23 protein-coding genes are annotated in these 21,997 nt (G+C 69.4%); 13 read left to right on the top strand and 10 right to left on the bottom strand.

Annotated features, from left to right (window positions below; all coding sequences use genetic code 11):
* Positions 1-7 precede the first annotated feature (7 nt).
* Positions 8-931 (bottom strand): ACP S-malonyltransferase, encoded by a 924-nt coding sequence (locus tag IOD14_RS35500; protein WP_123988880.1) that lies wholly within the window; start codon positions 929-931, stop codon positions 8-10.
* Positions 932-1,020: 89 nt separating this feature from the next.
* Positions 1,021-2,226, bottom strand: coding sequence for a helix-turn-helix domain-containing protein (locus IOD14_RS35495; RefSeq protein WP_123988879.1), 1,206 nt, complete (start codon positions 2,224-2,226; stop codon positions 1,021-1,023).
* A 92-nt stretch (positions 2,227-2,318) separates the two neighbouring features.
* Between IOD14_RS35495 and IOD14_RS35490 the strand changes: the two genes are divergently transcribed.
* Positions 2,319-2,972 (top strand): pirin family protein, encoded by a 654-nt coding sequence (locus IOD14_RS35490; RefSeq protein ID WP_123988878.1) that lies wholly within the window; start codon positions 2,319-2,321, stop codon positions 2,970-2,972.
* Here the strand turns inward: IOD14_RS35490 and IOD14_RS35485 are convergent.
* Positions 2,969-3,784, bottom strand: coding sequence for a serine hydrolase domain-containing protein (locus IOD14_RS35485; RefSeq protein ID WP_212672461.1), 816 nt, complete (start codon positions 3,782-3,784; stop codon positions 2,969-2,971). The genes IOD14_RS35490 and IOD14_RS35485 overlap by 4 nt on opposite strands.
* A 19-nt stretch (positions 3,785-3,803) precedes the next feature.
* Positions 3,804-4,274, bottom strand: a complete 471-nt coding sequence (locus IOD14_RS35480; protein ID WP_123988876.1) for an N-acetyltransferase — start codon at positions 4,272-4,274, stop codon at positions 3,804-3,806.
* Positions 4,275-4,370: 96 nt separating this feature from the next.
* Here IOD14_RS35480 and IOD14_RS35475 point away from each other — a divergent pair, with 96 nt between their 5' ends.
* Positions 4,371-4,838: a MerR family transcriptional regulator gene (locus tag IOD14_RS35475; protein ID WP_123988875.1), complete on the top strand. Its 468-nt coding sequence runs from the start codon at positions 4,371-4,373 to the stop codon at positions 4,836-4,838.
* On the top strand, positions 4,835-5,851 hold the full coding sequence (locus tag IOD14_RS35470; RefSeq protein ID WP_212672460.1) for an aldo/keto reductase: 1,017 nt from the start codon (positions 4,835-4,837) through the stop codon (positions 5,849-5,851). The genes IOD14_RS35475 and IOD14_RS35470 overlap by 4 nt, the downstream gene beginning before the upstream one ends.
* Position 5,852: 1 nt before the next feature.
* On the opposite strand, the gene IOD14_RS35465 is transcribed toward IOD14_RS35470, so the two are convergent.
* From IOD14_RS35465 to IOD14_RS35455, 3 genes are read right to left on the bottom strand one after another with little or no spacing between them, the layout of a single operon-like run.
* On the bottom strand, positions 5,853-6,710 hold the full coding sequence (locus IOD14_RS35465) for a DUF4429 domain-containing protein (protein ID WP_212673460.1): 858 nt from the start codon (positions 6,708-6,710) through the stop codon (positions 5,853-5,855).
* Between the two features lie 58 nt (positions 6,711-6,768).
* Positions 6,769-7,986: an alpha/beta hydrolase gene (locus tag IOD14_RS35460; RefSeq protein ID WP_123988873.1), complete on the bottom strand. Its 1,218-nt coding sequence runs from the start codon at positions 7,984-7,986 to the stop codon at positions 6,769-6,771.
* 54 nt (positions 7,987-8,040) lie between these two features.
* The gene (locus IOD14_RS35455; protein ID WP_212672459.1) at positions 8,041-8,676 is read right to left on the bottom strand and encodes a TetR family transcriptional regulator; all 636 of its coding nucleotides are present in this window, start codon (positions 8,674-8,676) and stop codon (positions 8,041-8,043) included.
* Between the two features lie 66 nt (positions 8,677-8,742).
* On the opposite strand from IOD14_RS35455, the gene IOD14_RS35450 reads away from it, so the two are divergent.
* The 3 genes from IOD14_RS35450 (at position 8,743) to IOD14_RS35440 (ending at position 11,285) form a co-directional block, all read left to right on the top strand.
* Positions 8,743-10,362: an MFS transporter gene (locus tag IOD14_RS35450; protein WP_123988871.1), complete on the top strand. Its 1,620-nt coding sequence runs from the start codon at positions 8,743-8,745 to the stop codon at positions 10,360-10,362.
* Between the two features lie 252 nt (positions 10,363-10,614).
* On the top strand, positions 10,615-10,929 hold the full coding sequence (locus tag IOD14_RS35445; RefSeq protein ID WP_123988870.1) for a small hydrophobic protein: 315 nt from the start codon (positions 10,615-10,617) through the stop codon (positions 10,927-10,929).
* A 56-nt stretch (positions 10,930-10,985) separates the two neighbouring features.
* Complete coding sequence (locus tag IOD14_RS35440) at positions 10,986-11,285, top strand: small hydrophobic protein (protein ID WP_123988869.1); 300 nt, start codon at positions 10,986-10,988, stop codon at positions 11,283-11,285.
* Between the two features lie 94 nt (positions 11,286-11,379).
* Here IOD14_RS35440 and IOD14_RS35435 read toward each other — a convergent pair whose 3' ends face one another.
* Positions 11,380-12,117 (bottom strand): potassium channel family protein, encoded by a 738-nt coding sequence (locus IOD14_RS35435; RefSeq protein ID WP_212672458.1) that lies wholly within the window; start codon positions 12,115-12,117, stop codon positions 11,380-11,382.
* 111 nt (positions 12,118-12,228) lie between these two features.
* Positions 12,229-14,961, bottom strand: a complete 2,733-nt coding sequence (gene aceE / locus IOD14_RS35430) for a pyruvate dehydrogenase (acetyl-transferring), homodimeric type (protein WP_212672457.1) — start codon at positions 14,959-14,961, stop codon at positions 12,229-12,231.
* A 342-nt stretch (positions 14,962-15,303) separates the two neighbouring features.
* On the opposite strand from aceE, the gene IOD14_RS35425 reads away from it, so the two are divergent.
* From IOD14_RS35425 to IOD14_RS35400, 6 genes are all read left to right on the top strand, one after another.
* Positions 15,304-15,735, top strand: coding sequence for a DUF3052 domain-containing protein (locus tag IOD14_RS35425; RefSeq protein WP_020116104.1), 432 nt, complete (start codon positions 15,304-15,306; stop codon positions 15,733-15,735).
* A gap of 109 nt (positions 15,736-15,844) precedes the next feature.
* Positions 15,845-16,303, top strand: a complete 459-nt coding sequence (locus IOD14_RS35420) for a peroxiredoxin (protein WP_212672456.1) — start codon at positions 15,845-15,847, stop codon at positions 16,301-16,303.
* Positions 16,304-16,417: 114 nt separating this feature from the next.
* Entirely contained in the window at positions 16,418-16,993 is a 576-nt protein-coding gene (locus IOD14_RS35415; RefSeq protein ID WP_123988865.1) for a TerD family protein, read from the top strand.
* Positions 16,994-17,120: 127 nt separating this feature from the next.
* The gene (locus IOD14_RS35410; protein WP_212672455.1) at positions 17,121-17,696 is read left to right on the top strand and encodes a TerD family protein; all 576 of its coding nucleotides are present in this window, start codon (positions 17,121-17,123) and stop codon (positions 17,694-17,696) included.
* A gap of 125 nt (positions 17,697-17,821) precedes the next feature.
* Positions 17,822-18,970: a DUF475 domain-containing protein gene (locus tag IOD14_RS35405; RefSeq protein ID WP_123988863.1), complete on the top strand. Its 1,149-nt coding sequence runs from the start codon at positions 17,822-17,824 to the stop codon at positions 18,968-18,970.
* 104 nt (positions 18,971-19,074) lie between these two features.
* Positions 19,075-19,812, top strand: coding sequence for a Tellurium resistance (locus tag IOD14_RS35400; RefSeq protein ID WP_123988862.1), 738 nt, complete (start codon positions 19,075-19,077; stop codon positions 19,810-19,812).
* A gap of 6 nt (positions 19,813-19,818) precedes the next feature.
* Here the strand turns inward: IOD14_RS35400 and IOD14_RS35395 are convergent, their stop codons facing one another.
* Positions 19,819-20,616 (bottom strand): TerD family protein, encoded by a 798-nt coding sequence (locus tag IOD14_RS35395; protein WP_212672454.1) that lies wholly within the window; start codon positions 20,614-20,616, stop codon positions 19,819-19,821.
* A 207-nt stretch (positions 20,617-20,823) separates the two neighbouring features.
* On the opposite strand from IOD14_RS35395, the gene IOD14_RS35390 reads away from it, so the two are divergent.
* A complete protein-coding gene (locus IOD14_RS35390; RefSeq protein WP_123988860.1) occupies positions 20,824-21,987 on the top strand; it encodes an HpcH/HpaI aldolase/citrate lyase family protein in 1,164 nt (387 codons plus the stop codon).
* The last annotated feature ends 10 nt before the right edge of the window (positions 21,988-21,997 follow it).

Below are 21,997 nucleotides of genomic sequence, written 5' to 3'. Positions count from 1 at the left end.
CTCCTTCTCAGGCACCGTGCTCGGCGATGAGCTCGCGAGCAGCGTCGAGGTCGTCGGGGGTCTTGAGCGCCAGCGTCTTGACGCCGGGCAGTGCGCGCTTGGCGAGGCCGACCAGCGTGCCGCCGGGGCAGACCTCGATGAACGCGGTGGCGCCGAGCTCCTTGAAGGTCTCCATGCACAGGTCCCAGCGGACCGGGTTGGCGACCTGGCCGACCAGCCGCTCCAGCACCTCGGCGCCGGTCGCGACGGTCTGCCCGTCCTTGTTGGAGACGTACGTGACCGTCGGGTCGGCCGGCGTCAGATCGGCGGCGGCCTTGGCCAGCGCGTCGACCGCGGGGGCCATGTGGTGCGTGTGGAAGGCGCCGGCGACCTTCAGCGGGACGACCTTGCGGACGCCCTCGGGCTTGTCGTCGTTGAGCGCGGCGAGCTGTTCCAGCGTGCCCGCCGCGACGATCTGGCCCGCGCCGTTGACGTTCGCCGGGGTCAGGCCCAGCTTCTCCAGGTGCGCGACGGAGACCTCGGGGTCGCCGCCGAGCAGCGCCGACATGCCGGTCTCGGTGATCGCGGCGGCGTCGGCCATGGCCAGACCCCGCTTGCGTACGAGGGTGAGGGCGGCGGCGTCGTCCAGGACGCCCGCGAAGGCGGCGGCGGTGATCTCGCCGACGCTGTGCCCGGCGACCGCGCCGGGGGCGATGTCGGTGACGGCACCGAGTGCCGAGGCGGACAGGATTCCGGCCGCCACCAGCAGCGGCTGGGCCACCGAGGTGTCGCGGATGGCGTCCGCGTCGGCCTGTGTGCCGTAGTGGGCGAGGTCCAGTCCGATGGCGTCGGACCACGCGGCGACGCGGTCCGCGGCACCGGGGAGTTCGAGCCAGGGAGTCAGGAAGCCGGGCGTCTGGGCGCCCTGGCCGGGAGCGACGAGTACGAGCACTCTCACACTCTCTCTTGAGGGCGGCCCTAGCCGCCCGTGGGGACAGGGACGAAGAACATGAGGGGGTTTTGTGGGCCCCCGACAAAAGCCTAGGGCTGGGGATCTCCGTCGGCCAGACGCCCCAGGATGAGCGCGATCCGCAGGGTGAACGCCGAACGTACATCGGAGGGCGACCAACCGGTGACGTCAGTCACACGTCGAAGCCGGTAGCGCACGGTGTTGGGATGCACGAAGAGCATCCGGGCCGCACCCTCCAGACTGGACGCCTGTTCGAGGTAGACGGAGAGCGTCTCCAGGAGCGCGGAACCGGCCTCCTCCAGTGGTCTGTAGATCTCCTCCACCAACTGATCGCGCGCATTGGGATCACCGGCCATCGCGCGTTCCGGAAGCAGGTCGTCCGCCAGGACCGGGCGCGGCGCGTCCTGCCAGGCGGAACACGCCCTGAGCCCGGCGGCCGCCGCCTGCGCGGACCGGGTCGCGGCGAGCAGATCGGGTACGACGGGCCCGGCGACCACGGGTCCGGCCGCATAGGGCCCGATCAGCGACTTGGCCACGGCGAGGGGGTTGTCGCTGCCGCCCGCGATGACGACGAGCCGTGCACCGAGCACCCCGGTCAGCACCTGGAGCTTGGCGTGCCGGGCGGCCCGCCGGATGGCCTCGACGGTCAGCTCCGAGTCACCGTCGGGAGCGGTGCCGAGGACCACGCACACGTGCTCCGGGGCGTTCCAGCCCAGCGCGGCGGCCCGGCTCACGGCCCCCTCGTCGGCCTCCCCGCTCAGCACGGCGTTCACGACCAGCGACTCCAGCCGGGCGTCCCAGGCACCGCGTGCCTCGGCGGCCTGGGCGTAGACCTGGGCGGTCGCGAAGGCGATCTCGCGGGCGTAGACGAGCAGGGCCTCACGCAGCACGGACTCGTCACCGGGAGCGGCGACCTCGTCGATCGCGCTCTCCATGACCTCGATGGTGGTGCGCACCATCTCCACGGTCTGGCGCAGCGTGATGGCCCGGGTCAGTTCACGCGGAGCGGTTCCGAACACGTCGGTGGAGATGGCCTGCGGGGCGTCCGGATGCCGGAACCACTCGGTGAAGGCCGCGATACCGGCCTGGGCGACCAGCCCGATCCAGGAACGGTTCTCCGGGGGCATGGCCCGGTACCACGGCAGCGTCTCGTCCATGCGCGCGATGGCCTGCTGCGCGAGCGACCCCGACGACTTCACCAGCCGCTTCAGGGTCGCGGCATGGGCGTGGGCGCCGGGCGCGCCGGGATCTGACTTGCGGAGTTCGGGTTCGGGCACGTGGACAAGACTGCCTTATCCGGACGTCAGTGCGCGCCGCCGGGTCCCGACTGCGACACCACCGGCTGACCACCCGGGGCTACCGTGGTCCCGTGACGGACGTGCGGCGCGCACTGGAGCGCTACCCAGGTGGGGACCCCGGGACCGGGATCGAGTCGTGGCACGCCTTCTCGTTCGGGCCGCACTACGACCCCGACAACCTCCGGTTCGGCGCGCTGATCGCCTGCAACGAGGAGCGGCTGCTGCCCGGCGCCGGCTTCGACGAGCATCCGCACAGCCACACCGAGATCGTGACCTGGGTGGTCGAGGGCGAGCTCACGCACCGGGACTCCACCGGGCACGAGACGGTCGTACGCGCCGGCGACGTGCAGCGGCTCAGCGCCGCCGCGGGCGTGCGGCACGTCGAGCGCAACGACGCCGACACCCCGCTGACCTTCGTGCAGACCTGGCTGGCGCCCCTGGAACCGGGCGGCGAGCCGTCGTACGAGATCGTCCGCGGGATCGCCGACTCGACGCCGTACGCGATCCCGGAGGCGGGCGCGATGCTCCATGTGCGGCGGCTGGCCGCGGGGGAGCGGACCGCGGTGCCGGACGGGCGGTACCTGTACGTCCATGTCGTGCGCGGCGAAGTACGGCTGGACGGCGCGGAGTTGGGGCCTGGTGACGCGGCCCGGGTCACCGACGCGAAGGAACTGGACGCGGTGGCGGTGACCGGGGCCGAGCTGCTGCTGTGGGAGATGTCCTAGAGGCCGGCGAGCACGGCGTCGGTGAAGGCCGGCCACACTTCGACCGCCCAGGGGCCGAACGCGCGGTCCGTCAGCGCCACGCAGGCCGCCCGCGCCTCGGGGTCGATCCACAGGAACGTGCCGGACTGGCCGAAGTGCCCGAAGGTGCGGGCGGACGACGAGGAGCCCGTCCAGTGGGGGGACTTGGAGTCGCGGATCTCGAAGCCCAGGCCCCAGTCGTTGGGGTTCTGGTGGCCGTAGCCGGGGAGCACGCCCTTCGTGCCCGGGTACTGGACCGTCATCGCCTCCGCGACCGTGCGCGGGTCCAGCAGCCGCGGCGCCTGCGCCTCCGCCGCGAACCGGAGCAGGTCCTCGACCGTCGACACCCCGTCCTTCGCGGGGGAGCCCTCCAGGGACGTCGACGTCATGCCCAGCGGCTCCAGCACCGCCTGCCGCAGATACTCCGCGAACGGGATGTCCGTCGCCTTGGCGACATGGTCGCCGAGCTGCTCGAAACCGGCGTTGGAGTACAGGCGCCGCTCCCCGGGGGCAGCCGTCACCCGGTGCTCGTCGAAGGCCAGCCCCGAGGTGTGCGCGAGCAGGTGCCGCACCGTCGATCCGCTCGGCCCGGCCGGCTCGTCGAGCTCGATCGCCCCCTCCTCGTACGCGACCAGCACGGCGTACGCGGCGAGCGGCTTGGTGACCGACGCCAGCGGGAAGCGGTGGGACACCGGTCCGTGGGTGCCGAGGACCGTGCCGTCGGCCCGCACCACCCCCGCCGCGGCGGTGGGAACCGGCCAGTTCTCGATCAATGCGAGGCTCTGCAACGACATGCCGTCGAGAGTAAGCCGCTCACAGCTTCAGAATCATCGTGGGGTCCGGCTTGTGCACGAACCCGAGCGAGACGTACAGCGGCTCGGCCTCCGGGGACGCGGTCAACATAACCTGCCCCGCGCCCCGCTCGCGGAACCACGCCAGCAGTTCGTCCATGCACGCACGCGCGTACCCGCGCCGACGCGCCTGCGGGTCGGTGGCGACGCTGAAGACGTACCCGGCCAGCCCGTGCGGATTGCCCGCCTTCCCGATCCGGTAGTCGACCGTCCCCGCCACCAGCGCGCCCAGCGCCCCCGGCCGGTCCGGGTGGTCGACGACGAAGGCCGCGAAGTCCCCGTCCGCCTCGCCGAGCTTCCTCCGCAGTGACGGCAGCGCCTCCGTGTGCCACGCTGTGGTCCCGTCCCCGCCGGGCAGGGCGTCGATCATCACCTGGCGCAGACGCAGCACTTCTTCGGCGTCCTCGGTCGTGGCACGGCGTACGAGACTCATGAGCCGCACGCTAGCGATCGCGCCTGTGGCGCGTCCTGCCGATTTCTTACCGGTCGCCCTTGCTTGGAGTGCACTCCAAGGCCATAGCGTGGGGCCATGACGGTGATGGAGACCACGGGTACCAGGACCGACAGCTGCGCCGCCCCGCCGCACCCCCACCGGCGACCGGCGGGACAGGACAGCTACACGATCAGCGAGGTCGTCGCCTTCACCGGGCTGACCGCGCACACTCTGCGCTGGTACGAGCGCATCGGCCTGATGCCGCACATCGACCGCTCGCACACCGGCCAGCGCCGCTACAGCAACCGCGATCTCGACTGGCTCGACTTCGTCGGCAAGCTCCGGCTCACCGGCATGCCGGTCGCCGACATGGTGCGCTACGCGGAGCTGGTGCGGGAGGGCGACCACACCTTCGGGGACCGCTTCAAGCTCCTGGAGGCGACCCGCCGGGACGTACTGACCCGGATCGCGGAGCTCCAGGACACGCTCGCCGTGCTCGACCACAAGATCAGCTTCTACGCCGAGGCCGAGCGCACTGACTGGGAGAAGGAGAAAGCAGGATGACCGACAGCAGCATCCCCACCGCACGACTGGGCGGGACAGGCCCGGAGGTCGGCGTCCAGGGACTCGGCTGCATGGGCATGAGCTTCGCGTACGGCCCCACGGACGCGAAGGAGTCCCGGGCCACCCTGGAGCGGGCCCTGGAGCTCGGCATCACGCTGTACGACACCGCGGACGCCTACGGCAACGGGGAGAACGAGAAGTTCCTGTCCCCGTTCTTCAAGGCCCACCGCGACGAGGTCGTGATCGCCACCAAGTTCGCCCTGGCGATACCCCCGGACGACCCGACCCGGCGGATCATCCGCAACGACCCGCCGTACATCCGCCAGGCCGTCGAGGCGAGCCTGAAGCGCCTGGACGTCGACACGATCGACCTCTACTACATGCACCGGCGCGATGTGAACGTGCCGATCGAGGAGACCGTCGCCACCATGGCCGAGCTGGTGCGCGAGGGCAAGGTCAAGCACCTGGGCCTGAGCGAGGTCACCGCCGCCGAGCTGCGGGCCGCACAGGCCGTCCACCCCATCGCCGCCGTCCAGTCCGAGTGGTCCCTGTTCAGCCGGGACATCGAGGCCCAGGTGGTCCCGGCCGCCCGTGAACTCGGCGTCACCCTCGTCCCGTACTCCCCGCTCGGCCGCGGCTTCCTCACCGGCTCCTTCACCAACGCCGACACGGACCTCACCGCCGACGACTTCCGCCGCCACCAGCCCCGCTTCACCGGCGACAACGCCACGGCGAACGCGGCCCTCCTCGCCCCGATCCGTCGGATCGCCTCGGCCCACGACGCCTCGACCGGTCAGATAGCCCTGGCCTGGGTCCAGCAGCAGTCCGAGGTCCACGGCCTCCCGGTCGTCCCGATCCCCGGCACCCGCAAGCCGACCCGGGTGGAGGAGAACGCGGCGGCGACGAGGATCGAGCTCACGAAGGAGGAACTGGAGCTCCTGGAGCCGATAGCGGGCCAGGTGGCAGGCGATCGCTACGCGGACATGCGGTTCTCGTCGGCGGGCCGGGAATGAGCTAGAGCTCCGCCAGCAACTCCGCCTTCTTCACGGAGAACTCCTCGTCGGTCACCAGCCCGGCCTGATGCAGCTCCCCGAGATGGCGAATCCGTTCCGCGATGTCCGCGGGGTCCCGGCGCGGGGTGCTCGGCGCCGGGATCGCCACCGCGGGCCCCCGCTGCCGCACCGCCGCCAGGACCGCCGCCGCGAACGGCAGGGACTCGTGCACGGGTCCGTACCCCAGCCCGAACACCACCGCCGCCGGATCCTGGTCGGCCTGCACCGGCCCCGGCTCTCCGCCGAGCAGCCGCAGATGCCCCTCGAACACCTCCGGCGACCGCCACTCCACACCCGTCAGCTCGGACACCGGGAAACTCTGGTCGCCGGCCTTCCACTTCGCCGAGGACGCCCCCGTCCAGAACCACCGGAAGTGAACGGTACGGCCGTCGAAGGACGCCTTCCCGTCGTACGCCTTGAACTGCAGCGGCACTTCGGGCGCCGGAACCAGGAAACGTTCCGCCGGCTCCTCGTCCTGCTTCAGGAGCGCGCGCAGCTCGTCCGCGTAGTACTCGGCGAGCGTCTCCTTGTCGGCCGGAAGCACCAGCCGGTACGGATCGCACCCGCCCTTCAGCTGCCCCGCCGCCGCCTCCATGAGCGGATCCGCCCCCGGCCGCGGCTCGGCGTGCAGCACCACCGTGCCCCGCTTGCCGGGAGTCAGCGTCACCCCGGAGATCGCCTCCAGGGGGATCCGTCGTTCCCCCAGCGCCTGGAAGAGCTTCGGTGTGCGAATCCCCCGTTCGTAGCGGATGAGCACGGAGTCGGACTCGAACTCCCAGGCGGCATGAAATCCGGCCAGTACGTCACCCATGCGGGTCATCGTATGCGGCACGAGCTCCTTCGTCCCCTCCTCGCGCAGACCGCAGTTCCTGCAGTCTCTACGCGCGTCCGGCCGTGTCCGTGCCGGACAAACCGGCGCGGCAGGCTTCGTCCTCGTGGGCGCAGTGCACCGAGCGGTATGCGCCAATGCCGATCTCGGCGAAGTTGAACAGGCTCTCCGTTCCGGGCTCGAAGTAACCGGCGTGCCCGTCGGCACCCCGTGCGGACAGCACGCGCGCGCCGAACGCGGCGGAGACCGGGTCGGCGCCGTGGCCGAGCCCGCCGACCTCCAGGTACGGCACGTCCTGAATCCAGTCGTCGGCGTCCCGCATCGCCCACACACGCGCGGTGGTGCGCAGATGGGAGGCGTTGGCGACCCGCATCCCCGGGCTGCCGGCCACCGCGATGTCGGCCACCCGGCCGGGCAGCGCGTGCGCGGCCACCCCGCACACCACGGAGCCGTAGCTGTGGCAGAACAGGGAGACAGGTGAGGTGCCGGGCAGCGCCCGCACCAGTGCGTTCAGTCGTACGGCGCCGTTCTCGGCGCGCATCGCGGTGGCCGAGTCGATGCCGAGTCCGGCGGGGGCCGTGTAGTCGGCCCAGGCGATCACCGCGGTACGCGTGGACGGGCTCGCGGTGCGCTCCGCCTTGTAGAGGGCCTTGGCCATGCCGACGGGCGCGGAGTAACTGCGCTTGGTGCGCTGGAAGGTGAGCACGTCGGTGTCGACGCCGGGCACGACGACGGAGATCCGCTGCGCCGTGCCGAGATCACCGAAGACCTCGGCGATCCGGCCGGACCCGTCGGGGTCGAAGGCGAGGATGTGGCGCTCCGGTGCCGTCAGCGACTCGAAGCGGTGCATACGGCGGCCCGCCTCCTGCTGCCCGGCCGGCGTGAGCCGGGGATCGTGCATGCGGGTGCGCTCGACGGCACGGGCCTGGAGCAGCGCGAGGCGGTTGGCCTGGTAGCGCAGTCCGACGGGGGCGCCGTTCATGTTGCCGACCGCGAGCGGGTAGCGCTGGGCGAGGCGGACGCGCTCCTGGGAGGTGAGAGCGGCGAAGAATCGCGTGAGCCGGTCGGGGGCGGTGTCCGGGTCCGGCAGCCGGTGTCCGTGGAGGCGGCCGTGCGACCAGGACTCGAGCGAGGCCTGCAGCGGCGTGGCCTCCCTCTGGTTGCGCAGGGCGGTCCAGCCGGTGGTCGCCAGCATCACGAACACGACGGCCAGCGCGAGCAGTGCGCGCCAGACGTTGAGTTGCGGGGAGGTGTCGAAGGAAGTCACTGAAAGGACACACTAGGAGAACGGGACGGTCTCGGGTTAATCCAGTGACGGGGATCACGTTTTGGTGTACCGCGGCCACTTGCCCGTGAGCTCCGGACCCAGCAGTTCGAGGTGGGAGGCCGTCAGCTCGCGCATCGCCTCCAGACTGAACTCCCCCTCGGACAGCCACTGGCGTTCCGTCACCCGCATCACCCCGCTGAAGACGGCCACCAGCAGCCTGGGGCGCGGGTCGGTGGCCGCGTCGAGGCCCTCGCGTTCGGCGAGCACGCGCGCGAGCACCTCCTCGACCTCCGCGGAGCGCCGCAGGTGGGCGGCGAGCAGCACGGGGGTCGACTCGATCACCCGGTACATCGCGAGGAACCGCTCCACCGGCACCACGGACTCGACGACCTCGTGCAGTGTGTCCCAGCCCTGGAGGACGGCCTGGCGCAGCGCCTCCAGCGGGACCTCGTGCGGCGGGCGCGCCCGTACGCCCTCGACGAAGTGCGCCACCGTCATCTCGTCGAGCGCGAGCGCCGCGTCCTCCTTGCCGGCGAAGTAGCGGAAGAAGGTGCGCTGCGAGACCCCGACGGAGTCGGCGATGTCGTCGACGGTCGTCCGCTCGTAGCCCCGGGTGGTGAACAACTCGATCGCCACCCGCAGCAGTGCCTCACGGGTGCGGTGCTTCTTGCGCTCTCGCAGAGTTTCCATTGGTGTCAGTTACCGACTTGTGAATTGGTTTGTCAATTGTCAGCGGCTGTCACTAGCCTCGAACACATGACTAGTCAGACCACCCTCGACAAGACGGGGCCGGGGGACGGGGCGTCACCGTCCCCGTCGGATCAGGCACCCGCCTCCGGGCTGCGCGGCCACCCGTGGCTCACCCTCCTGACCGTGGCTGTCGGCGTCATGATGGTGGCCCTGGACGGCACCATCGTGGCCATCGCCAACCCGGCCATCCAGGCCGACCTCAAGGCGAGCTTCGCGGACGTCCAGTGGATCACCAACGGCTACTTCCTCGCGCTGGCGGTCGCCCTGATCACCGCGGGCAAGCTGGGTGACCGCTTCGGCCACCGCCAGACCTTCCTGATCGGTGTCGTCGGCTTCGCCGCCGCCTCGGGTGCGATCGGACTGTCCAGCAGCATCGCCGCGGTCGTCACCTTCCGCGTGCTGCAGGGCCTGTTCGGCGCCCTGCTGATGCCCGCCGCGCTCGGTCTGCTGCGGGCCACCTTCCCGGCCGAGAAGCTCAACATGGCCATCGGCATCTGGGGCATGGTCATCGGCGCCTCCACCGCCGGCGGCCCGATCCTCGGCGGTGTCCTCGTCGAGCACGTCAACTGGCAGTCGGTGTTCTTCATCAACGTGCCGGTGGGTGTCCTCGCCCTCGTCCTCGGTGTGCTGATCCTCCTCGACCACCGCGCCGAGAACGCCCCGCGCTCCTTCGACATCCTGGGCATAGCCCTGCTGTCCGCCGCCATGTTCTGCCTGGTGTGGGCGCTCATCAAGGCCCCGACCTGGGGCTGGGGCGACGGGCTGACGTGGACCTTCGTCCTCGCCTCCCTCGTGGGCTTCGCGCTGTTCGCCTTCTGGGAGACGAAGGTCAAGGAGCCGCTGATCCCGCTCGCGCTGTTCCGCTCGGTGGCGCTGTCGGCGGGTGTGGTCCTCATGGTCCTCATGGCGATCGCGTTCATGGGCGGTCTGTTCTTCGTGACCTTCTACCTCCAGAACGTGCACGGCATGAGCCCGATCGACGCCGGTCTCCACCTGCTCCCGCTGACCGGGATGATGATCGTCGGCTCCCCGCTCGCGGGTGTGCTGATCACCAAGCTGGGCCCGCGCATCCCGCTGGCCGGCGGCATGGCGTCCGTCGCGATCGCCATGTTCGGGATGTCGACGCTGGAGACGGACACCGGCAGTGCCGTCATGTCGCTGTGGTTCGCCCTGCTCGGCCTCGGCCTCGCACCGGTCATGGTCGGCGCCACCGAGGTCATCGTGGGCAACGCGCCCATGGAGCTCTCCGGGGTGGCCGGCGGTCTCCAGCAGGCCGCGATGCAGATCGGCGGCAGCCTCGGTACGGCCGTCCTCGGCGCCGTGATGGCCTCCAAGGTGGACGGCGACCTCGCGGCCAACTGGAAGGACGCGGGGCTGCCGGCGCTGACGCCGGCTCAGCTGGACCAGGCGTCGGAGGCGGTGCAGGTGGGCGTGCCCCCGGTCGCCAAGGGGACTCCGCCGGAGATCGCGGCGAAGATCGCCGGCGTCGCCCACGACACGTTCATCTCCGGGATGAGCCTCGCGTCCCTCGTCGCCGCGGGGGTTGCGGCGTTCGCCGTTCTCGTCGCCCTGCTCACCAAGCGCGGGGAGAACGCGGAGGCGGGCGCGGGCGTCGGCCACATCTGACGGGACTTCAGCGTTCTTCGCCTATCAGGGTGAAGAGGCTAAAGATTTCTCGCCCTCGGTACGCGCCGCAGGTCACAGTAAGTCATGCCCTCCGCACGGCACGTTCGTGCGATGCGGGGGGCGGACGGCGCTGCGGCGCGCTGCCGGAGGGGGGCGGCGCGCCGCAAGGCCGGAGAATTGACGGCGAATACCGGGGTACTCGCATCGTTGAACCCGAGACGGACCCAACCAACCAAGGGTGTCAGGGAGTTGATGATGGCGAGCTTCGGACAGGGAACGCGCAAATACCCCCGATCACGTGGCCGGACGGGGTCACGGACCGGGCCGGACCGCGCGACGCTCGGAATCATCGGAGTCATCTGCGCGATCGCCGGTTTCTTCGTACTGGGCATCATCCTGGGCCCTGTCGCGATCGTCTGCGGTTGGCTTGCCATGGGCCGTACGTGGTCGGGCGGCGGCAACCGCGCCTGGCCGGCCCTGGTCGCCTTCGTCCTGGGCGCCATCGACACGCTTCTGGCGATCATCTGGATCGCCGGGGCGGCCACCCCGGGCAGCGGTCTGTTCTGACCCGGGGCGCGTGAGGGAAGGGCCCCCGGTGGGACGACCGGGGGCCCGCCTCGTGTCTGGCGACGACGGGGTCACGGACCGGGCCGGACCGCGCGACGCTCGGAATCATCGCCGGGGGTCTGGGGGTGTCCCCCAGAGGGGTCGGTATCTGCGCGATCGCCGGTTTCTTCGTGCTGGGAATCATTCTGGGCCCTGTCGCGATCGTCTGCGGTTGGCTTGCCATGGGCCGTACGTGGTCGGGCGGCGGCAACCGCGCCTGGCCGGCTCTGGTCGCCTTCGTTCTGGGCGCCATCGACACGCTTCTGGCGATCATCTGGATCGCCGGGGCGGCCACCCCGGGCAGCGGTCTGTTCTGACCCGGGGCGCGTGAGGGAAGGGCCCCCGGTGGGACGACCGGGGGCCCGCCTCGTGTCTGCCGACGGTCGGCTTCTGGTCGAGCCGCGGGCGGGTCTACCCCCCGACGGACGTCCTGCGCAGGGCCGCCACCTCTGCTCGCAGGGCTCGGACTTCCTCTGTCAGGGCCTGGATCGCCTCCGTCTGCTGGCGTTCCTCGACGTCGTCCTTCTCGAAGCGCTCGATGAACCAGGCGGCGATGTTCGCGGTGACGACACCGAGGAGGGCGATGCCGGAGAGCATCAGCCCGACCGCGATCATGCGGCCCAGGCCGGTGGTCGGGGCGTGGTCGCCGTAGCCGACCGTCGTCATGGTCGTGAAGGACCACCACACCGCGTCACCCAGCGTCCGGATGTTCCCGTCCGGCGAGTCCCGTTCCACCGAGAGCACGGCCAGCGAGCCGAACATCAGCAGCCCGACGACCGCCCCGCCGACATACGTCGTCACCCGGATCTGCGAGGCCATCCGCGCCCGCCGCCCCACCAGCAGCAGCGTGGAGACCAGCCGCAGCAGACGGAGGGGCTGTATGAGGGGCAGCACCACGGCGCACAGGTCCAGCCAGTGCTGCCGTACGAATCCACGGCGATCCTGCGAGAGCGACAGCCGCATGAGGTAGTCCACCGCGAAGACCCCCCACACCACCCACTCGACCACCGTGCACGCCGCTGTCAGCGAATGCCCCGCCGAGGTGTCCACGATCGGCACGGCATAGGCGATGGCGAACAACACCGCGAGCGCCAGAAGGGGCCGCTGGGTGCGCTGTTCCCAACGGCCCTGCGCCGACTGTTCTTCCATGCCCGCATCGTAAGGAAACAGTGAAGGGCGGTGAGCCACAAAGCCACCGCCCTTCCGACCCCCAGGGGGCGCGGGGACCGCGCGATCAGTCCCCGGCCCGCGGCGACACGACTACGCGTCGCCCCCGGCCGCACCAGGGTCGGCAGCCGAGACGTCCAGCAACTGGTACCGGTCGATCGCCTGCTTCAGCACCGAGCGGTCCACCTTCCCCTCCCGCGCCAGCTCCGTCAGCACGCCCACCACGATCGACTGCGCGTCGATGTGGAAGAACCGCCGTGCGGCCCCCCGGGTGTCGGCGAAGCCGAACCCGTCGGCGCCCAGCGACTGGTAGGTGCCCGGCACCCACCGCGCGATCTGGTCCGGAACCGCCCGCATCCAGTCGGACACGGCCACGAACGGACCCTGCGAACCGGTCAGCTTCCGCGTCACGTACGGCACCCGCTGCTCCTCCTCCGGGTGCAGCAGGTTGTACTCCTCGCAGGCCACCGCCTCGCGCCGCAGTTCGTTCCAGGAGGTCGCCGACCAGACGTCCGCCTTGACGTTCCACTCCTCGGCGAGGATCTTCTGCGCCTCGACCGCCCACGGCACGGCCACGCCCGACGCCATGATCTGCGCCGGAATCGAGCCCGAGGTGCCCTCGGAGTAGCGGTAGACGCCCTTGAGGATGCCCTCGGCGTCGACGTTCTCCGGCTCGGCCGGGTGCTGGATGGGCTCGTTGTAGACGGTGAGGTAGTAGAAGACGTCCTCGCTGTCCGGCCCGTACATCCGGCGCAGGCCGTCCTGCACGATGTGCGCGATCTCGAACCCGAACGCCGGGTCGTACGCCACACAGCCCGGGTTGGTCGAGGCGAGCAGCTGCGAGTGGCCGTCCGCGTGCTGGAGACCCTCACCGGTCAGAGTCGTGCGGCCCGCGGTCGCACCCAGGACGAAACCGCGCGCCAGCTGGTCCGCCATCTGCCAGAACTGGTCGCCGGTGCGCTGGAAACCGAACATCGAGTAGAAGACATAGACCGGGATCAGCGGCTCGCCGTGCGTGGCGTACGCCGAACCCGCCGCGATCAGCGAGGCCGTGCAGCCCGCCTCCGAGATGCCGTCGTGCAGCATCTGCCCCGTCGGCGACTCCTTGTACGCGAGCAGCAGCTCCCGGTCGACCGACTCGTACTGCTGGCCGAGCGGGTTGTAGATCTTCGCACTCGGGAAGAACGAGTCCATGCCGAAGGTGCGGTACTCGTCCGGCGCGATCAGCACGAAGCGCCGCCCGAGCTCCTTGTCCCGCATCAGGTCCTTGAGCAGTCGTACGAACGCCATCGTCGTGGCGATCGACTGGTGCCCGGAACCCTTCTTCACGGTCGCGTACGTCTTGTCGTCCGGCAGCGCGAGCGGCTTGGAGCGCACCACGCGCGTGGGGACGTAACCGCCGAGACCGAGTCGGCGGTCGTGCATGTACTGGATCTCCTCCGAGTTCCGGCCCGGGTGGTAGTAGGGCGGCGCGCCCGACTCCAGCTCCTTGTCGGAGATCGGCAGGTGCAGCCGGTCGCGGAAGCCCTTGAGGTCGTCGACCGTCAGCTTCTTCATCTGGTGCGTGGCGTTGCGGCCCTCGAAGTTCGGGCCCAGCGTCCAGCCCTTGACGGTCTTGGCGAGGATGACCGTCGGCTGGCCCGTGTGCTCCACGGCCGCCTTGAACGCCGCGTAGATCTTCCTGTGGTCGTGACCGCCGCGGCCCAGGTGCAGGATCTGGTCGTCGGTCATGCCCTCGACCATCGCGCGCAGCCGCTGGTCGTCGCCGAAGAAGTGCTCGCGGATGTAGGAGCCGGACTCGGTCGCGTAGGTCTGGAACTGGCCGTCCGGGGTGGTGTTCATCCGGTTGACGAGGATGCCGTCGCGGTCCTGCGCGAGCAGCGGGTCCCAGGTCCGGTCCCAGATCAGCTTGATGACGTTCCAGCCGGCGCCCCGGAAGACGGACTCCAGCTCCTGGATGACCTTGCCGTTGCCGCGCACCGGGCCGTCGAGGCGCTGGAGGTTGCAGTTGACGACGAAGGTCAGGTTGTCCAGGCCCTCACGGGCGGCGATGGTCAGCTGACCGAGCGACTCGGGCTCGTCCATCTCGCCGTCGCCGAGGAACGCCCACACATGGGACTTGCTCGTGTCCGCGATCCCGCGCGCGTGCATGTAGCGGTTCATCCGGGCCTGGTAGATCGCGCCGATCGGGCCGAGGCCCATCGACACGGTCGGGAACTCCCAGAAGTCCGGCATCAGCCGCGGGTGCGGGTACGAGGACAGCCCGTGCGGCGCCTTCGACTTCTCCTGGCGGAACGCGTCGAGGTTGTCCTCGCTGAGCCGGTCCAGCAGGAACGCGCGCGCGTAGATGCCGGGGGAGGCGTGCCCCTGGAAGAAGACCTGGTCGCCGCCGTCTCCCTCGTCCTTGCCGCGGAAGAAGTGGTTGAAGCCGACGTCGTACAGGGACGCGGAGGAGGCGAAGGTGGCGATGTGGCCGCCGACACCGATCCCGGGACGCTGGGCGCGCGAGACCATCACGGCCGCGTTCCACCGGGTGGCGTTCAGGATCTTCCGCTCGATCTCCTCGTTGCCCGGGAAGAACGGTTCAGCCCTGGTCGGGATGGTGTTCACGTAGTCCGTGCTGCGCATCTCGGGCACGGCCACACGCTTCTCGCGGGCCCGCTCGATGAGCCGCAGCATCAGATAGCGGGCCCGCTCCCGGCCGCGCTCGTCCACGGCGGCGTCGAGGGAGTCGAGCCACTCCTGGGTTTCCTCGGGATCGAAGTCAGGAACCTGACTCGGAAGGCCGCCAATGATGATCGGGTTGCGATCGGATCCGGAAGCCACGCTGTTCCTTACCTGTCAGAGGGCCGTATTTCTGTATGTCTGCACCGCTCCCCATCGTGTACCTCGGGGGGCCAAACGTCATCTCTACTCCGGGGTAACCCGGGGCCCCGCACCCGGGTATGGTTCCCAAACACGCAAAGAGGGCAGAAAGGTGTGGCATGCGTCACGAGGCGACCGCGATGATGTGCCTGTAGTTGCGGTGACACTTCCGGAACGTCACCGTTTCGGCGGTCTGAAACGCCGGGTACTTGCGCGATCCGCCCCGCCCGTGTGGACTACGGCCAATGCTTCGCGCACGCGCGTGGCTGAGACATACCCAAAGACAAGATCAGGAGGCAACCCGTGAGCGCGACCGCGGACCACGCGGAAACGAGCCCTGCCGTGAGGCTGGGGTTCCAGCCCGAGCAGGTGGTCCAGGAGATCGGCTACGACGACGACGTAGACCAGGAACTCCGCGAGGCCATCGAGCAAGTCATCGGCAGCGACCTTGTGGACGAGGACTACGACGACGTCGCCGATGCCGTGGTGCTCTGGTTCCGTGACGAGGACGGCGACCTGACCGATGTACTGGTGGACGCCACCACGTACATCGAGGAGGGCGGCTCGATCCTGTTGCTGACGCCGAAGACCGGCCGGGACGGCTACGTGGAGCCGAGCGACATCTCCGAAGCCGCGACGACGGCAGGCCTGTCCGCCTCCAAGAGCGTCAGCGTGGGCAAGGACTGGAGTGGCAGCCGGCTGGTGACGCCCAAGGCGGCCAAGTCCAAGAAGTAGCCCTGTGGGACCGGACGGGCCGGCGCGACCGGCCCGTCCGTTTCCCCGTGGTGATCGCTGCGTAGGGTGGTCGCGTCACTCGAACAGCCCCCGAAGGGACATCCACGCGATGGCGATCCAGGTCGGCGAAAAGGCCCCCGACTTCGAGCTCAAGGACAACCACGGCCGAACCGTGAGGCTGTCCGACTTCCGCGGCGGCAAGAACGTCGTGCTGCTCTTCTACCCCTTCGCCTTCACCGGCGTCTGCACCGGTGAGCTGTGCGAGCTGCGTGACAACCTTCCGCAGTTCGCCGACCGCGAGACCCAGCTGCTCGCCGTCTCCAACGACTCCATCCACACCCTGCGCGTCTTCGCCGAGCAGGAGGGCCTGGAGTACCCGCTGCTGAGCGACTTCTGGCCGCACGGCGAGGTCTCGCGCGCCTACGGCGTCTTCGCCGAGGACAAGGGCTGCGCGGTCCGCGGCACCTTCGTCATCGACAAGGAGGGCGTGGTCCGCTGGACCGTCGTCAACGCCCTGCCGGACGCCCGTGACCTGAACGAGTACGTGAAGGCGCTCGACACCCTCTGATTGTTCGACACCCGGTGATTGTTCGCATCCAGGGACTGCGTGTGCCGGGAACCCGTCACTAGGATCGAATCGTTGATCCGACAGCATCAGAAACAGCAAACCTATGGAGGACTCGTGGGAGTCAGCCTCAGCAAGGGCGGCAATGTATCGCTGACCAAGGAGGCCCCGGGCCTGACCGCGGTCATCGTGGGTCTGGGGTGGGACGTCCGCACCACGACCGGCACCGACTTCGACCTGGACGCCAGCGCACTGCTGCTGAACCCGGCGGGCAAGGTCGCGAGCGACGCGAACTTCGTCTTCTTCAACAACCTCAAGAGCGCGGACGGCTCGGTCGAGCACACCGGTGACAACCTCACCGGTGAGGGCGAGGGCGACGACGAGCAGATCAAGGTCGACCTGGCCGGCGTCCCGGCCGACGTCGACAAGATCGTCTTCCCGGTCTCGATCTACGACGCCGAGAACCGCCAGCAGTCCTTCGGCCAGGTGCGCAACGCGTTCATCCGCGTCGTCAACCAGGCCGGCGGCGCCGAGATCGCCCGCTACGACCTCTCCGAGGACGCGTCCACGGAAACGGCGATGGTCTTCGGCGAGCTCTACCGCAACGGCGCCGAGTGGAAGTTCCGTGCCATCGGCCAGGGCTACGCCTCGGGCCTGCGCGGCATCGCGCAGGACTTCGGCGTCAACGTCTAGGACCTGCCCCGCCGGGCAGACCCTGGGACCGGCTCGAACGACTCTTCGTCCGGCGCCGCACCGTTTGCGTGCGGCGCCGGACGTGCAGGTACAGCACAGAAGCACACTCTCGGGGAGGGAACAGCACATGGGCGTCACGCTCGCCAAGGGGGGAAACGTCTCCCTGTCCAAGGCCGCACCCAACCTCACCCAGGTGATGGTCGGACTCGGCTGGGACGCGCGCTCCACCACCGGAGCCGACTTCGACCTCGACGCCAGCGCCCTGATGTGCAGCAGCGGTCGGGTCCTGGGTGACGAATACTTCGTCTTCTACAACCAGCTCAAGAGCCCGGACGGCTCGGTCGAGCACACCGGTGACAACCTCACCGGTGAGGGCGAGGGCGACGACGAGTCGATCCTCGTCGACCTCTCCAAGGTGCCGGCCGCCTGCGACAAGATCGTCTTCCCGGTCTCCATCCATGACGCCGACAACCGCGGCCAGACCTTCGGTCAGGTCAGCAACGCCTTCATCCGTGTGGTCAACCAGGCCGACGGCCAGGAACTGGCCCGCTACGACCTCTCCGAGGACGCCTCCACCGAGACCGCGATGATCTTCGGCGAGCTCTACCGCTACCAGGGCGAGTGGAAGTTCAGGGCGGTCGGACAGGGGTACGCGTCCGGCCTCAGGGGCATCGCCCTCGACTTCGGGGTCAACGTCTCGTAACGCGATATGAGCAAAAGCCGGGGCCGGGCAGGGCTTCGAGGGTGCCCGACTACACTTCGCTTCAAAGTTTCGTAAAGCCGAGTGCGGCACGGGGGAACCCCGTACACGTACGGATTGGGTAGCCAGTGGTTCTCAAAACCTTCGGCTGGTCGTTCGCGGTCACCGCGCTCGGCCTGGTCGCTGCGGTCTTCTACGGGGGGTGGGAAGGCTTCGGTGTCGTGGCGATCCTCTCCGTCCTCGAGATCTCCCTGTCGTTCGACAACGCGGTGGTCAACGCCGGAATCCTGAAGAAGATGAATGCCTTCTGGCAGAAGATCTTCCTCACGATCGGCGTCCTGATCGCCGTGTTCGGCATGCGGCTGGTCTTCCCCGTCGTCATCGTCGCGATCAGCGCCAAGATGGGGCCCATCGAGGCCGTCGACCTCGCGCTCAACAACAAGGACCACTACCAGGAGCTGGTGACCGACGCGCACCCGGCGATCGCCGCGTTCGGTGGCATGTTCCTGCTGATGATCTTCCTGGACTTCATCTTCGAGGACCGGGACATCAAGTGGCTGGCCTGGCTGGAGCGGCCGCTGGCCAAGCTCGGCAAGGTCGACATGCTGTCGGTCTGCATCGCGCTGATCGTCCTGATGGTCACCGCCTTCACCTTCGCCACCCACGCCCACCAGCACGGCGGCGCGCATGTCGACAAGGCGCAGACCGTTCTGATCTCCGGTATCGCGGGCCTGATCACCTACATGATCGTCGGCGGTCTCTCCGGCTACTTCGAGGACAAACTCGAAGAGGAGGAGGAACGCGAGCACGAGGAGGAGGAACGGGCCGAGCGCGAGGGCAAGCCCAAGTCGGCGATCAAGCTGGCGGGCCAGGCCGCGTTCTTCATGTTCCTCTACCTGGAGGTCCTCGACGCCTCCTTCTCCTTCGACGGTGTGATCGGCGCGTTCGCCATCACCAACGACATCGTCCTGATGGCGCTGGGCCTCGGCATCGGCGCGATGTACGTCCGTTCGCTGACCGTGTACCTGGTCCGCCAGGGCACCCTCGACGACTACGTCTACCTGGAGCACGGCGCCCACTACGCGATCGGCGCCCTCGCCGTGATCCTGATGGTCACCATCCAGTACGAGATCCACGAGCTCATCACGGGCATGGTCGGGGTGATCCTGATCGGCTGGTCCTTCTGGTCCTCGGTCCGCCGCAACAAGGCGCTCGCGGCCGCCGAGGGAAAAGCCCAGGGCTCGGACGACAAGACTGAGGTCTCGTCCGGGGTGTGACACCCTCCCTGGTGAGGAACGCTCTGAGCGGGGCGGCCGGGCTCCGGCCGCCCCGCGGGTTTTCCAGGTGACGCCGGTTTTCCAAAGCGAGGGTGGGGGCGGGAATGGGCTTCTTGGACGGACTCCGCGGCGGCCGCGAGGTCGACTTCGACTCGGGCAGCGCGGCCAGCAACGCGATCGAACTGACCAAGCGGCACAACCGCGTCTCGCTCACCAAACAGGGGGCGGCGACCGGGAACCTCCGCGTCAACCTGACCTGGCGGATGCGGACCTCCGACATCGGCGGCTCGCAGCGGGAGTCGCTGCTGAGGCACCCCTTCAAGGCGCTCAAGCCGCCGGAGGTCCTCGGGCACAGCCAGAGCATGGTCAACGTCGACCTCGACCTCGGGTGTCTGTACGAGCTGGCCGACGGCACCAAGGGCGTCGTCCAGCCCCTGGGCGGGCTGCTGGGCGACGTGAACGCGCCCCCCTACGTCAAGCTCAGCGGGGACGACCGGTTCGGTTCGGCGTCCGGCGAGACGATGTACGTCAACCTCGATCACCGGGACCAGATCAAGCGGCTGCTGGTCTTCGTGTACATCTACGACCAGACCCCGGCGTTCGACCGCACGCACGCGATCGTGACGCTCTACCCGAGCAACGGCCCGCGGATCGAGATAGGCCTCGACGAGCGCCACCCCCAGGCCCGGTCCTGCGCGGTGGTGATGATCGAGAACATCAAGGGCGAGCTCGTCGTACGGCGTGAGGTGCAGTTCGTGTACGGGTTCCAGGGCGAGCTGGACCGGTTGTACGGGTGGGGGCTCCAGTGGGGGCGGGGCTACAAGACGAAGGCGGACCGGTGAGCGCCGCTACCGCCCGATGAACTGCGGCCCCTGGGGAGGCATGCGGAACTCCGCCCCGGCCGGCACCGGAGCCACCGGCGGCGGATAGCCGTAGCCCGACGCCGGCACCGGGGCCGTCGCCGGGGTCGCCTGCTGGGGGTAGCCGTAGGCGGGCTGGGTGGGCACCGAGGTGGCCGACTGGGCGGGCTGCTCCGGGGGGAGGGGGAACGAGGCGGGCTCGGGCTGGGACGGGACCTCCGCGAGGTCGGACTCGTCGACCACGATGCCGTGGTGCGTGGCCAGGCCCTGCAGGCCCTCCACATAGCCCTCGCCCAGCGCGCGGAACTTCCAGCCCTCGCCGCGGCGGTACAGCTCGCCGCAGATCAGGGCCGTCTCCTGGCCCGTCTCCGGCTTGATGTCGAAGTAGAGCAGCGGTTCTCCGTCGGCGACGGAGGCGTCGTACAGCAGAATGCGCAGGCCCTGTACCCGGCCGAACGTGGCGTCGTCCACCGAAGCGTCGTCCACCGATGCGACCAGGAGAATCTGGCTGACGTCGGGCTCGACACCGGCGAGATCTGTCTGGATCGTGTCGGTGGGACCCTCGGCGACGCGTTTCTTGCCGAGGAGCCAGACCTTCCCGGAGGGGTGCCGGGGCTGGTTGTAGAAGACGAAGTCCTCGTCGGACCGCACGCAACCGTCGGGGCCGAGGAGGAGCGCCGAGGCGTCGACGACCGGGACCCCCTGCCCGGGCGCCCAGCGCAGCACGGCGCGTACCGTGGTGGCTTCCAGCGGGACGTTCGACCCTTTCAGCATGGCGTGCGTCATGCGGTCATCCTGCCCTCTCGGTCCTGGTCACGACAACGCGGGGGTACGGGAGAACGGTTCATGTCGTACCGGTGTCGACATGGCCGTGTTCGTCTGCGTTACCTGAAATTCATGCCCGGTGGGAACCTGAGACATGGGTACCTACGTACTATTACCGGCCACCTGCGAACAGGATCACAGGTGGCACAACTGCCACGGGGGAGTCATATGCGTCATTTCGGGCACATTGCCCCGGAGGTGCGGCAGCGCCTCTTCCACCGGGAGCCCTGCGAGTTCACCGCGGACTCCCCGGCCCGGCTGCTCTCCGCGGCCCTGGGCGCCACGCTCTACAGTCCGGCCACGCGGCCGCGGCTCGCCGACGACATCGTCAAACAGGCAGGGCTCGGCGTGGTCTCGATGGTGCTGTGCCTGGAGGACTCGATCGGTGACGAGGACGTCGCCGAGGGTGAGGAGAACCTCGTCCGGCAGTTCACCGACCTCGCGGACCGGCGGGTGGACCTGCCGCTGCTCTTCATCCGGGTCCGCCACCCCGAGCAGATACCCGATCTCGTACGACGGCTCGGTCCCGCGGTCCGGCTGCTGTCCGGATTCGTTCTCCCGAAGTTCACCGAGGAGCGCGGCATCCCCTTCCTGGAGGCACTCTCCGCCGCCGAGGCCGCGAGCGGACACCGGCTGTTCGCCATGCCCGTGCTGGAGTCGCCGGAGCTGCTCTACCGGGAGACGCGCGTAGAGACCCTGGAGGGCATCGCGCGCGCGGTCGACAAGTACCGCGAGCGGGTTCTGGCGCTCCGCCTCGGTGTCACCGACTTCTGCTCCTCCTACGGGCTTCGCCGCGCCCCCGACATGACCGCCTGGGACGTCCAGATCGTCGCCTCCGTGATCGCCGACGTGGTGAACATGCTGGGCCGCGCCGACGGCACCGGCTTCACGGTCACCGGGCCGGTCTGGGAGTACTTCCGGGTCCAGGAGCGCATGTTCAAGCCGCAGCTGCGCCGCAGCCCGTTCCTGGAGGGCCAGGCCGAGGAACTGCGCGAGGCCCTCATCGAGCACGCCATGGACGGCCTGCTGCGCGAGATCACCCTCGACCAGGCCAACGGCCTGCTCGGCAAGACCTGCATCCACCCCTCCCACGTCCTGCCCGTGCACGCGCTGTCCGTGGTCAGCCACGAGGAGTTCAGCGACGCCCAGGACATCCTGCGGCCCGAGCGCGGCGGCGGCGGAGTGCTGAGGTCGCAGTACACGAACAAGATGAACGAAGTGAAGCCGCATCGCGCCTGGGCCGAACGGACCCTGCTGCGCGCCGAGGTCTTCGGGGTGGCCAACGAGGACATCGGCTTCGTGGAGCTGCTCGCCGCCGGAATCTCCGGCTGATCATCCGTGA

Origin of the sequence: Streptomyces sp. A2-16 (assembly GCF_018128905.1) — a bacterium.
Classification (GTDB): domain Bacteria; phylum Actinomycetota; class Actinomycetes; order Streptomycetales; family Streptomycetaceae; genus Streptomyces.
Note: the sequence above shows the minus strand (reverse complement) of the source record. Positions and strands in the feature narration are given on the sequence as shown.